Raw genomic sequence first — 13207 nt, 5'->3', positions numbered from 1 at the left:
CCTATTGTTTAAGTACATTAGTTTACAATCAGTTCATTTATTACAGGAATGCTACCACGTTAGTGCTGAAGCAAAAACAAAAACGTATTAATCCTCCTTAGATTTATACCCCTATTAGTACTTAAACAAAAAAGAGTTAATCCTACTTGGATAAACTCTTCCTAGATATTGTTGCCAATACTATGTGGCTTATTAAACACTCAATTTTTATTTAATTTTTGATTCTTGCCGACAATCCAAGCTAAAGATAAAATTGAAACAGTTACTACTATTGCTGTTAACATAAATATAACCACCTTTATTTCCTTTTAATTACATTATAACATACTCAAAATCACTCATTGTTCAATGCCCCTTTTTATTAAATCTTGGTTTGCTAAAAAATGCTGCAAGAAGGATAAAGAATAACGAAAGTAAAATACCTGTAGCTCCCTTTTCAAAATATAAACAAATAGGAATGCTTATTGTTGCATGCATAAACATCAATTTCATCATTCCATCACCCCATATTCAGTGTTTTTATTTTATACGTTTAATTGCTAAAAAAGATTCTAAATATGTATAATTTTGTATTTTATTATTCGAAAAACCTGCCACATTAGTTTACTTGTAACATTTCACAAACAAAAAACACCTCACGAAAAGTCAACCCTAACCATTAACATAGCCTTCTTTTTTAATCAGTTTTGTAACTTAAATAACTCATGTTTGTTTGTATATGTTAAGAAGGCGGTAATTCTAAGTTTATAATTTATGTCTTTTTTAGTAGTTGTAGTAAAACGATATATGAAAATTTCCCAGCATCCAAATGTAACTATTTACGATAATTTACATATATACTTCAAAAAGGACAATCATAAGAAAAAAGTAATTTAAAAAATATTGTTTGAAACTTTTTTTTGGAAAGTTCGTCTATACTATAGATAAGTAAATTAAAGTACCAAAAAATATTTAAATATTGTATTATTATTGTAAAATGGACGAAAAATTTAAGTTTAAGTTAAAAGAGAATATGCTATAATGATTGTTGTGTTATATACAGGGAAAAGACGGATGCCATAAAAGATTCTTATCTGGGCATCGGGGAGGATCTTATGATTTATATAATGCTTGTCACATGTTTTTTTGGATCCATCATACTTACTCCTTTAGTGAAAAAGCTGGCATTTAAATTAGGAGCAGTTGATAAACCAGAACAACGTAAAGTTCATCAAAAAATTATGCCCCGAATGGGCGGTTTAGCCATATATATCAGCTTTATTATCGGAGCTTTAATCATTAATCCGAATAAGGACTATCATTTTCCAGTTTTAATCGGGAGCACTATCATTATCATCACAGGAATATTAGATGATATTTATAATCTGTCTGCCAAGATTAAATTTCTAACACAAACATTGGCAGCGGTAGTTGTTGTTGTGTGGGGCGGTGTGCAGGTTGAATTTATCAACCTGCCGTTCGGAGGCCAAATTGAGTTTGGTTTGCTCGATATACCAATTACTATCCTTTGGATTGTTGGAATTACGAATGCGATTAATTTAATTGATGGTTTGGATGGACTAGCTGCAGGTGTTTCCTCCATCGCCTTGTTCACTATCACAGGGATGGCGATGATTATGGGCAACGGCTATGTTATTGCAATTTCGTCGATTGTGCTTGCAAGTACATTAGGTTTTTTGTTCTTTAATTTTTATCCGGCAAAAATCTTTATGGGTGATACAGGTGCATTATTCCTCGGCTATATTATCGCTGTTATGTCCTTACTTGGCTTTAAGAACGTTACATTGATTTCTTTCGTCATTCCAGTGATTATCTTAGGTGTGCCGATTTCAGATACATTTTTTGCCATCATTCGCAGGCTTATTAACAAGCAGCCTTTATCCGCACCTGATAAATCCCACCTGCATCATTGTCTGCTTAATATCGGTTTTACACATAGACAAACGGTTATCGTTATCTATGCAATGGCAACATTCTTCGGATTGGTTGCCGTCATCTTCTCACAGGCGAAGGTATGGGGAGCTATTCTCCTTATTGCGACAGTTCTGCTGATTATAGAGTTATTTGTCGAAAAGATAGGTCTTGTCGGAAAGAATTATAAACCTATCCTTAAATTCATTAATGATATACGATATGCAGCTGATAAAGATCGTTAGAATAGATTCCTAAAAGTTATACAAGGTTATTTCATCAGGCAGCTTTTTCAAAAATGAGTTCGGTATTGTACCGTACTCATTTTCTTTTTGCCTTCATCCATCTGGTAATATAATATTCCATATATTTTTCAAGTTCTGGTTTAAGCTATTCTACATTTTCAAATTCCTTATAGTTAAGGAATTTCTTGTTTCATAATTCCGAAGAAATTCTTAATCACTGAATTATTGTAACAGTTTCCTTTACGAGATATAATTTGTTTTGTTTAATTCTTTTTTTTTGAAGGGTGTGACTATATTGTTTCATCTGATAATGCCAGTCTTTATCTGAATGCATCAGTAGTATATGCTCTTCTGGTAAACGTTCAAGTGCTTTCTCTAACATCTCCGAAACAAGTGAATAGGTTGGTCTAAAGCCGATTGTATAAGTAATACTTCTCCCTTAAATAAATCTAGTACAGGTGATAAATAGAGCTTCTCGCCATATAATTTAAACTTCGTAATATCCGTACCCACTCCTGATTCGGTGCATCGGCTGTTAATTGACGATATAAATGGTTCGCTGCAATTTTCCCTACAATACCTTTATAAGATTTATATATTTTTATCCGTACTAAACATTCTAAACCAAGTTCTTTCATGATACGTTGAACCTTTTAATGATTCACTTTTTGCCAACGATTCGTTAGCCCATCACGTATACGACGATAACCGTAAAGACCTTCATGTTCCTCATAGATGGTCTTTACCTCCGCTTTCAAGTCACTATCTGGATTTGGTCGATTGATTTTTTACTAAATCATAATATGTGCTACGTGGAATATTAGCGAGCTTTACGAGTTCCTTCACCGAGTTTATATACCTAAATTGTAGATTACTAGTGCTTTGTCTTTTTTTGGTGATTTTTTCTTGTTTTGTAATAAGGCATTCAACTTATTTAAATACTCATTTTCCATTACTAGTTGTAATACATGCCTCAGGTGCCTCTACTGATCCTTTAGCTGGTGTTTGTTTTGGTTTATTTAATGATTTCTTTTTCACGGATGGACCCCCCTTTTCTTTCAGTTTAAGGGCTTCTATACCGTCAACCTACATTTTTCTCTGCCAATTATATACCATTGTATAACTAGAGATTTTAAAGAGAGCTGCAGTATCCATTAGTGACGCACCAGAACGAACCATATAGTTTAGTACTTCTAGTTTAAAAACTTACAGAACAGTTTGTACAGGTGTTTATGGACCTTCTTCTCCATGTAATTCATATAATTTTAACCACTATTGGAACCGTGCTCTGGCAATACCAATTTGTTTTGTATATTCATTTTGAGAGATTACTTTCGGGTTATAGCCGTGGATAATATTTAATTTTATATCACTTGTATATTTAGACATAAAAAAACCACACCTCCAATTGTTAGACAGTGTCTAACAATTGGAAATGCAGTTCATAAGGTAAACTTTTGTTGTATTTACCTTTTACAGATCATCATCTGTAACGGTCTCAAGGACCAGCATATAATCTTCTTCATCATCCATTAGCAATGAATCATGTTCCGACCACAGCGGCCTTTCGAGAGCATAGTTAATTAATGACCAAATTGATTTAATCATCATGTCTCCCTCGTTCGTGATAGTTTTTATGGCATCAATAGTATTTACAAAAACTAGCCATTTTATAGGGAAAACAATAAAAAAGACGATGGGAGGCTTGTCCCATCGTCCTTTTTATGACATTTAATTAGTTGTCGTTGTATCTGTTGTGGATTCATTATATGTCGAATCCGTCGTTCCAGTAGTGCTGTCTGTAGAAGTATCAGAAGAACCAGTAGTATCCATTGTTGTGTCATCACTGCTGTTTATGTCATCTTTAATTCCTAGATGCTCCTGCAGGATTGCTTTCGTTTCTTCCAATGCTGTTGGGTCTAACTGGTACACATAAGCACCATCTACGTTGCCGTCAGAGCCAGTTAAAGTCAAGCTTTCCACTTGCAGGCCGTTTTCAGCTGTCGCATATGCCAGAAGGGACTGAATATTGCTGAATGAAAGGTCTGTTGTCATGTTATCGCCGACAGCCTCCATTAGCTTGGAATACTTTGTAATAGCTTGAGCGGAAACAGCTTTATCCATAATTGCCTTCATAATCAATTGCTGGCGTTTCCCGCGTTCAATGTCATTGTCGATTTTTCGTGTTCTAGCTAGTGCTAACGCTTCTTCACCATTAAGAGTCTGTAAGCCTTTTTCTAAATGAATAGCATTTTCACCTTTTTGGTCTTTCGAGTTTTGCTCTGTAAATGTTACAGGAACGTCAACTTCAATGCCGCCAAGTGCTTCAACAACATCCATGAAAGCATCAAAGTTCATTTTTGCGTAATAATCTACAGGTACATCCAATAAGTTCTCTACTGTTTCAATGGTCGATGTTACACCGCCAAAGTAATGGGCATGTGTGATTTTGTCGTTATAGCCTCTTTCAGGGATATAAACATAGGAATCACGGGGAATGCTCAATAGCTTGACTGATTTTTCTTTTTCATTCAATGTTGCAAGCATTAATGCATCTGAACGGGATCTCGTCGTTCCAGATGATGACGAACGTTTTTCACTGTCATCGACACCGATAAACAGAATCGATATATCATCTATATCAGGGTCTACTGCCGCATCACGGAGAGAAGATTCTCTGTCAATCGGCTGGTAGGAGTCTTCTACCACTGATTTTGCCTTTGTATAGAGGAATGCGCCATAGCCAATGCCACTTGCGGCAATCACCAGTAATGGTACTAGAATGAAGGTTAGGATTTTCTTTCTCTTTCGCTTCTTTTTATTATGGTTTACATAAGATTCTCTATTTGATGCCATTGGTTTCTCCTTTAAAGTGTTGATTTTAGAAACTATTTATAGCCATTATTCTTATCTTACTATCTCATCTCATATTAATAACTAGTGTTTTATTTCTTATTAAGGAATAAATTAATAAGAAAAGGGAAAATATTCATATGAGGGATTCGAGATAGACAGCTTCTTTTTCTGTTAGTATGCCCTGGCCATTCGTTAATTCTGTCATCCAATCCTTGTATGATTCAATATTTTCTGTTTCAACATACACATCAATCTCTACTGCCTCTAAATAGTGGATTTCCTTCAATTGATAAGGGGAGGATCTTAATTCATTTTCTATTTTTCCGAGGAAAGTATAGTCGATAGTAACACCTATTACTGTCATTAATTTTCTCTCTACAACACCAGTTGCTGTGATGCCTTCAGAGGCTGATTTTCCGTATGCACGGATAAGACCGCCGGCACCAAGCTTAATTCCCCCAAAGTAGCGTGTTACGACAACTGCTGTATCTTTCAGCTTCCTTTTTTTCAGCACTTCTAAAATCGGGACTCCGGCTGTACCGCTTGGCTCTCCATCGTCATTTGCCTTTTGAATTTGGTCATTTTCACCGATTAAATAAGCTGAACAGTTATGGGTTGCATCTTTATGCTTTTTTTTAATATCTATAATAAACGCTTGTGCTTCTTCTTCACTAGTAGCTCTGCAGACATGTGCGATGAAGCGCGATTTCTGTATGATGATCTCATGTTCTCCATAGCCTTTTACAGTATGGTAGCAAGGAAGCATTCAAATCGCTCCTTTCTAATAAAAAACTCATAAAATGTTTGTTATAACGAACGAATAAGAATATAATATTTTATAGCCTTATTTCATTATAATTCGACATTCTTCATTCTTCAATTGTTGATGTGTTTGTAACAGAATTTTAATATTAGTCCGATATCTCCATGTTATAATAAGTAAAACTCCATGCCCAAAAAGTCCCTTGCAAAAAAAGCGGATTTAACGTGATTTAAACGTAAATACAGAACTGCCACGGATTGGCTGTATTGACGCAAGATGGCAGAATAGGGCAAAGGACATTTGTATATGATAAAATAAAATCCTTAAAATTTTCTTAAATAGGTAATTAGTATCACTCTTATTGGGTAATATATATGTCGAAATAACGATTTTATAATATTTAACCATGAAATTATACATATTTTCTACTTTCACGCTAAAATAAGATTTGATACAGGAAGGGTTTTCAGCCTTTTTGGAGGAATTATATAATATGATAATAAGGAAATTTGATACGAAAACACTAGATTTCATATTAGAAAAAATGGTTGAGACTGTCAGCTCCAGCAAGGATGAAATATTTCGCATTGGAGAACAGTGTCGAAAGGATTATGAGAAGCTGACAGAAGAGCTAAAAGAAATAAGAAATCTAGTCCTGCAAACAATTGAAGAAGGAGATAAGCTCGAGGCGCAATCCCGCTTTGCAAGGAAACGCTTGTCAGAAGTAAGCAAGCATTTCAATGAGTACTCCGAGCTTGAAGTGCGTGAGGCGTATGAAAAGGCGCACAGCCTGCAAATGGACCTCAGCATGAACAGACATCTGGAAAAACAATATCGTGAAAGGCGCGACGATATTGAGAGAAGGCTCATTGGGCTTGACGAGACAATTGAAAGGGCCGATCATCTTGTCACCCAAATTACCGTTGTAATGAAATACTTAATCAGTGATTTGAAGCAGGTAGGGGAAGTCCTTGAGGATGCAAAACAAAAGCAGGACTTTGGCCTAAAAATAATCGGAGCCCAGGAAGAGGAGCGAAAGCGGCTTTCAAGGGAAATTCATGACGGTCCCGCTCAAATGATGGCAAACGTTATGATGCGCTCTGATCTAATTGAAAGAATATATAAGGAACATGGTGCACAAGAAGCATTTGAAGAGATTAAAAATCTTAAGCTGATGGTCCGCAGTGCTCTGTATGAAGTGAGACGAATCATCTATGACCTTCGCCCGATGGCTTTGGATGATTTAGGTCTTGTTCCTACATTAAAAAAATATTTAAAGACAACAGAAGAGTATTATCAAACAGCTAGTATCAGCTTTTCAACAATAGGCAAGGAAATAAGGCTGCCAGGCAAATATGAAGTAGCATTGTTCCGGCTTATTCAAGAATCCGTTCAGAATGCGTTGAAGCATGCAGAAGCAAAGACAATCCTTGTAAAAATAGAGATGAGACGCGATCAAGTAATCGTAGTCATCAAGGATGACGGCAAAGGGTTTGATAAGACGGTTAAAAAGCAAGAATCCTTTGGGTTAATTGGGATGAGAGAGAGAGTAGAGCTGCTTGAAGGGGAATTATCAATTGACTCTAAAATTGGATCAGGAACACTTGTTATGATTAATGTTCCAATAAAAACTACTTAAATTGATAGTGTGAGAATAGGGGAGGCGAAGCAATTGGCTACAACGAAAATAGTTATTATAGATGATCATCAATTGTTCAGGGAAGGTGTTAAACGTATCTTGGATTTCGAATCAAGCTTTGAAGTTGTCGCAGAAGGCGATGACGGTTCACAAGCGATCCAGCTTGTAGAAGAATATCAGCCTGATGTAACAATCATGGATATTAACATGCCGACAACAAATGGTGTGGAAGCGACAAGACAGCTTTTGGAGAAGTTTCCAGAAACAAAAGTCATTATCCTTTCCATTCATGATGATGAAAACTATGTAACACATGCACTAAAAACAGGAGCAAGCGGCTATCTATTAAAAGAGATGGATGCAGATGCACTTGTAGAAGCAGTTAAAGTAGTGGCGGACGGCGGGTCATACTTGCATCCGAAAGTTACGCATAACCTTGTAAATGAATACCGCAGATTGGCAATGGAAGAGTCAGGCGGCGGAGAGCATTATGTTCAAACAGTTGAAATAAGAAGACCGCTACATCTGTTAACACGCCGTGAGTGTGAAGTATTGCAGCTTCTTGCAGACGGTAAGAGCAACAGAGGTATAGGTGAAGCATTATTTATCAGTGAAAAAACGGTAAAAAACCATGTCAGCAATATCCTGCAAAAAATGAACGTAAACGACCGGACACAAGCAGTTGTCGTAGCGATCAAAAACGGCTGGGTAGAAGTGCGCTAAAAGAGTTTCCCTCTATTGGGAAGCTTTTTTTTTTGCGAAAATGTCGATTTTTGTCCAAAGAAGCAGAAAAATTCATATTTTTGTAAAAAAGTCGACGGAATTAGGATAAAATCCCTATGTGCAACAGCGGTTAGATAGTGCAGAATGTTCATAAATAAAGGGATAGGAGTGCTTGAGATGAGCGGAGTAAATATTCTTTCAAATGCTGAGCTGGTAAAAGCATATCGCCTGGCAATCTCACTTGATTTGGAAGTCGAATTTATCGCCATACTTTTTGAAGAATTGAATCGCAGAGAATTGAAATACTGACATAATGTCTTTCTATATATGATAAACGTCTGCTATAAACTACCTTTTTTGTCTACAATAATAAAATTAGCCTATATTTGATGCAAATATTTTATTTTTTAGTTAAAATATACATCATACAATTGTATAGATAAGGAAGGTATTACACAAAAATGAAAACAGCTATTGTAACAGATAGTACTGCTTATATAACAAAAGAAGTAAAAGACAAATATGATATACATATGATTCCGTTAACGGTTGTGTTCGGAAATGAAATTTACGAAGAAGAGGTAGATTTGGAGGCTGGTCAATTTTACGAAGAAGTAAAAACAAAACCGCTTCCGACTACCTCTCAGCCGTCGATTGGGAAGTTTGCTGAACTATTTGAGCGCCTTTCACATGATTACGATGAAGTAATCAGCATCCATCTATCAAGCGGCATCAGCGGGACTTACCAAGGTGCAATAACTGCTGGCACTATGGTTGATAACATCAATGTTTTTGCATTTGATACAGAAATCAGCTGCATGGTTCAAGGTTTCTATGCAATAGAAGCTGCCAAGCTTTCCAAGGCTGGCAAAACTGCTACAGAAATTATTCCTATACTTGAAGAGCTTAAAAAGACAAGCCATGCTTATTTCATGGTGGATGATTTAGCTCATTTGCAGCGCGGCGGACGCTTGTCCAGTGCACAAGCATTGATTGGCAGCCTGCTTCAAGTAAAACCGCTATTGCATTTCGAAGACAAGGTCATTGTTCCTTTCGAAAAGATTCGCACAAGAAAAAAAGCGATGAAGCGCATTGTCGATCTTCTTGCAGAAGCAACTAATGGCGAAGAGTACCAGGCAGTCATCATCCATGCAAACCGAGAAGAGGAAGCGATTGAATGGAAAAGGGAGCTTTCAGAAACATACCCTAATATTGAGTTTTCCATCAGCTACTTCGGTGCAGTTATCGGCACTCATCTTGGCGAAGGGTCCATGGGCCTTGGCTGGATGAAAAAACTATAAAACGTTCAAGATCCTGTCTATTAATAGAGACAGGATTTTTATTTTGTTAGGAGGAATTAAAGCATGCATAAAGAATAATGAATAAGTAAAATAAAATGAATAAGGAGGCGCACATAATGCTTTTTAGCATTTCCACACAGAACGAGCTCATTCCTGTCCTCGCTCCTCGGCCTGATTTAATGCGTATTACAGACCTTCCTCTCCAAACTCCTCATCCACTAGACACTAATTTTTGCTACAGTAAAAATCTCCAAGCAACCTTAGAAGGTAAAAAACTGCTTTTTGAGGAAATTTCCATTTCATTAGAAGAAATCCAAGAACACTACCTGAAAGGCTATTGTGCCTATCATCCTGGCATTAGAAGAAATAGCAATAAGCTCATTTGCGCACGATGCGGAAATAAGCGCCAAGAGTTTTTTGCTTCCTACCAATGTGCCCGGTGCAAGAGGGCCTGTGCTTATTGCCGCAATTGTGTGATGATGGGCAGAATATCTGAATGTAGCCCGCTGATTAGCTGGACAGGTCCAGCAACCGTTATAACTCCTTGCACATTAGAATGGCAGGGTAGCCTTTCTCCAGGACAGCAGCATGCCTCCAGCAAAATAGTGGAAGCTGTCGAACGAAACAGTGAAATTCTTGTGTGGGCAGTTTGTGGTGCAGGGAAAACGGAAGTTTTATTTAAAGGAATAGAAAAAGCCCTCAGCACACAAAAAAGAGTGTGTATTGCCACTCCAAGAACAGATGTCGTCCTTGAACTGACACCGAGGCTGCAGCGAGCCTTTCCAACAATCAACGTAATCCCTTTGTATGGTGACAGCGGCAACAAGCTGAAGCACAGCTCACTGTTTATCAGCACAACGCATCAGTTATATCGCTTTGAGCAAGCTTTTGACCTCATTATTCTTGATGAAATGGACGCATTTCCATACTCTGCTGATGAAACATTGCAGCATGCCATAAATAAAGCGAGAAAAAGTAAATCAACATTGGTGTATTTAACAGCAACTCCTAATAAAAGCTGGCAGCGTAAATGCAAACATAAAAAGATAGCGTATGTAAAAATCCCGGCACGTTATCACAGACACCCATTGCCTGTTCCTCGCTTTATATGGTGCGGCAATTGGGAAAAGCTCCTAAATCAAGGCAAGCTGCCCCAAAGGCTGCTTGTATGGTTAAAGGAGCGGCTAAGCAAAGGCAAACAAGTTCTCTTATTTTTGCCGAAGATAGCGCAATTAGAAAAAGCAAAGACTATTTTGGGACAGTTGGACAGCAAGGTGGAATCAGTTTTTGCTGCCGATCCGCACAGAATAGACAAGGTGAAAAAAATGCGAAACAAGGAAATAAATCTGCTGATTACTACGACTATATTGGAAAGAGGTGTTACTTTTCCAAATATAGATGTTGCTGTATTAGGTGCAGAAAATGATGTGTTCACTGATAGTGCTCTTATTCAAATTGCCGGGAGAGCTGGAAGAAGCAGCGAGCATCCAGACGGAGATGTGGTGTTTTTTCATCATGGGAAAACATGGAGTATGGTCGAGGCAAAGAATCAAATCGAAAACAGTAATAAGGAAGCTGCCCAAACAGGCATGCTTCTGCTTAGGTGAGGAGGAATAAAGTGCATTGTACATTTTGTTTAACTTCCCTAAGACCTGTCTTAAACTGGACTAGTTTATTTGCTGAGCAAAAAAGCGAATTGCTTTGTGAAGAATGCAAAAGTAAATTAGAGTTCATTACAGGAAGTCGGTGTTCTATTTGCAGTCGGCCTTTCTCTCGCATTGATTCAGAATATATAAGGGGCAGCTTGTGTCTTGATTGCTATAAGTGGGAACAAGATCCTCAATGGAAAGGAGTGCTGGATGGCAATACCTCTATTTTTGTGTATAATGACTTTTTAAAAGAAATCATTGCCCTTTTTAAATACAGAGGAGATCATAAAGTAGCAAGAGCGTTCGCTGCATACTTTCCCAAAAAAACTGCAAGAGGAAGAGTGGTATCACCTATACCGTTAAGTGAGGAAAGACTGTATGAGCGAGGCTTTAATCAATCAGAGGCAATTCTTGCATATACTCATTTAGGCTACAAGCAGCTATTATCTCGCGTTCATGGTGATAAACAGTCGAAAATCAGCAGACAGGAAAGATTGGAAAATACTGCTGTGTTTTCTGCGGCAAATATTGAGGGCTGCCATGCTCAACATGTGCTGCTCGTTGACGATATATATACTACAGGTGCAACGGTAAGGCAGGCGGCTAAAGTGTTGAAAAATGCAGGAGCCAATACTGTCATTTCGTTCACTGTTGCGAGATGACAATTACTATGGGAGGAAAAGAGAAAATGGCTGAATTAGCGAACTGCCCTAAATGTGGGGACATTTATGTAGTAAATAATCTTAGGGATATTTGCCCTAAGTGCTATAAGCAAGAAGAAGCGGATTATGAAAAAGTGTATCAATTCATTCGCAAAAAGCAAAACAGAACAGCACCGATGGAACAAGTTGTGGCAAATACAGGAGTCGAAAAATCGTTAATATATAAATGGATTAAAAAAGGACGCATTAAGCTGTCCCAATTTCCTAACTTAGGTTATCCATGTGCAAAATGCGGCACACAAATCAGAGAAGGAAAGCTTTGCACGAGCTGTCTGTCGAACTTGCAAGGAGATATTAAAAGCATGGAAGCAGAAGAGGAACGAAAAAAACAGGCAAAATCAGCCACTTACTTTACTGGTAAATAATAGATAAACCTTAGCTCTTGGGCTGTACGTGACAGCCCAGATGCATACTTCGTTACCTTCTCTGTAGAATCTCCTAGACCAATCCTCACGACTTATTCATCAATATAGGAAAATACTCTTGGTGTTCCTGTTTTAAATTAGTCTTTTTGGCGCATTTTAAGAAAAAGCGAAGGAAATGTTTAAATAAAACGCTAATCATCCGATACTAGAGGTAGAGCTTTTCTGTACGGAAAAAAAGAAAGCGAGGAATAAACATGAAAATTAATAATTACGGAACACAAGGAATTAATCCATATAAAAAACAAGTAAGTAAAATAGATCAAGTAAAAACAGAAGCAGTTAAGGGGACAGACAAAATTGAAATCTCCTCTGCTGCTAAAGAACTTCAGCAAGTGACTCAAGTGTCACAAGCAAGAACTGAAAAAATTGAAGCGTTAAAAAAACAAATTCAAAATGGCACATATGAAGTTCGTTCAGAGGATATTGCAAACAGCATTGTCAATTTCTATACGAAGAATAATCAAGCTAACTAATACTTAGGAGGAGGGATTCCATGGATCAAAACTTATTAATACAATCATTAGAAGGCTTAGATAAATTGCACAATGATCTACTGGAGCTGGCTCTAAGAAAAACAGAGGTATTAAAAAAGGGAGACATGGTATCACTCAAAGAAATCATGAAGGAAGAACAGATACTCTTAAATGCTATTGATAAGTTAGATGCTAACAGAATTGAAGTGATTGAAAGAATAGTGCCGGATATTCCGGAGCCGAAGCTTCAGGATATCCTTCCACTATATAACCCAAATGAACAGAGTAACCTTACTGACCTAAGACAGAAACTAGAAGAAAAGCTAGTGAAGCTTAAGGAGGTAAATTATCTAAATCAGCAATTGATTTATCAGTCCATGCAGTTATTGAATGTATCACTTAGCATGATTCGCCCAACAGGAAAACAATATAATTATTCACAGCCTGGTAAAAAACCATCCGTTAAAAATAGTCCGAGACTTTTTAATTCTGAAGTTTAG

13 protein-coding genes and 1 pseudogene are annotated in these 13207 nt (G+C 37.2%); 10 read left to right on the top strand and 4 right to left on the bottom strand.

The window, feature by feature from the left end; genetic code table 11:
• Positions 1–1094 precede the first annotated feature (1094 nt).
• Positions 1095–2156 (top strand): glycosyltransferase family 4 protein, encoded by a 1062-nt coding sequence (locus M3600_RS04060; protein ID WP_251644781.1) that lies wholly within the window; start codon positions 1095–1097, stop codon positions 2154–2156.
• A 47-nt stretch (positions 2157–2203) separates the two neighbouring features.
• Here the strand turns inward: M3600_RS04060 and M3600_RS04055 are convergent.
• The 4 genes and pseudogenes from M3600_RS04055 to M3600_RS04040 form a co-directional block, all read right to left on the bottom strand.
• Positions 2204–3545, bottom strand: a pseudogene (locus tag M3600_RS04055) (IS3 family transposase).
• A gap of 84 nt (positions 3546–3629) precedes the next feature.
• Positions 3630–3767, bottom strand: a complete 138-nt coding sequence (locus M3600_RS04050; protein WP_251644780.1) for a hypothetical protein — start codon at positions 3765–3767, stop codon at positions 3630–3632.
• 120 nt (positions 3768–3887) lie between these two features.
• Complete coding sequence (locus tag M3600_RS04045) at positions 3888–5012, bottom strand: LCP family protein (protein ID WP_251644779.1); 1125 nt, start codon at positions 5010–5012, stop codon at positions 3888–3890.
• A gap of 133 nt (positions 5013–5145) precedes the next feature.
• Positions 5146–5778, bottom strand: coding sequence for a YigZ family protein (locus tag M3600_RS04040; protein WP_233315679.1), 633 nt, complete (start codon positions 5776–5778; stop codon positions 5146–5148).
• 490 nt (positions 5779–6268) lie between these two features.
• Here M3600_RS04040 and M3600_RS04035 point away from each other — a divergent pair, with 490 nt between their 5' ends.
• From M3600_RS04035 to M3600_RS03995, 9 genes are all read left to right on the top strand, one after another.
• Complete coding sequence (locus M3600_RS04035) at positions 6269–7414, top strand: sensor histidine kinase (protein ID WP_233315678.1); 1146 nt, start codon at positions 6269–6271, stop codon at positions 7412–7414.
• A gap of 33 nt (positions 7415–7447) precedes the next feature.
• Positions 7448–8137, top strand: coding sequence for a response regulator (locus M3600_RS04030; RefSeq protein ID WP_233315677.1), 690 nt, complete (start codon positions 7448–7450; stop codon positions 8135–8137).
• A gap of 177 nt (positions 8138–8314) precedes the next feature.
• Positions 8315–8446 (top strand): sporulation histidine kinase inhibitor Sda, encoded by a 132-nt coding sequence (gene sda / locus M3600_RS04025; RefSeq protein ID WP_233315676.1) that lies wholly within the window; start codon positions 8315–8317, stop codon positions 8444–8446.
• Positions 8447–8598: 152 nt separating this feature from the next.
• Positions 8599–9438 (top strand): DegV family protein, encoded by an 840-nt coding sequence (locus M3600_RS04020; protein WP_251644778.1) that lies wholly within the window; start codon positions 8599–8601, stop codon positions 9436–9438.
• A 116-nt stretch (positions 9439–9554) separates the two neighbouring features.
• Positions 9555–11045: an ATP-dependent helicase ComFA gene (locus M3600_RS04015; RefSeq protein WP_285854697.1), complete on the top strand. Its 1491-nt coding sequence runs from the start codon at positions 9555–9557 to the stop codon at positions 11043–11045.
• A gap of 11 nt (positions 11046–11056) precedes the next feature.
• Positions 11057–11749 (top strand): ComF family protein, encoded by a 693-nt coding sequence (locus tag M3600_RS29160; RefSeq protein ID WP_251644777.1) that lies wholly within the window; start codon positions 11057–11059, stop codon positions 11747–11749.
• 26 nt (positions 11750–11775) lie between these two features.
• Positions 11776–12174 carry a TIGR03826 family flagellar region protein gene (locus M3600_RS04005; RefSeq protein ID WP_233315673.1) on the top strand — a complete coding sequence of 133 codons (399 nt, stop codon included), beginning with the start codon at positions 11776–11778 and terminating at the stop codon, positions 12172–12174.
• A 254-nt stretch (positions 12175–12428) separates the two neighbouring features.
• On the top strand, positions 12429–12707 hold the full coding sequence (gene flgM / locus M3600_RS04000; RefSeq protein WP_233315672.1) for a flagellar biosynthesis anti-sigma factor FlgM: 279 nt from the start codon (positions 12429–12431) through the stop codon (positions 12705–12707).
• Positions 12708–12727: 20 nt separating this feature from the next.
• Entirely contained in the window at positions 12728–13207 is a 480-nt protein-coding gene (locus tag M3600_RS03995; protein WP_251644776.1) for a flagellar protein FlgN, read from the top strand.

The organism is Niallia sp. MER 6 (genome assembly GCF_023714395.1).
Lineage (GTDB): Bacteria > Bacillota > Bacilli > Bacillales > Cytobacillaceae > Niallia.
The sequence above is the reverse complement of the archived record's forward strand: the minus strand, read 5'-3'. Positions and strand labels throughout refer to the sequence as shown.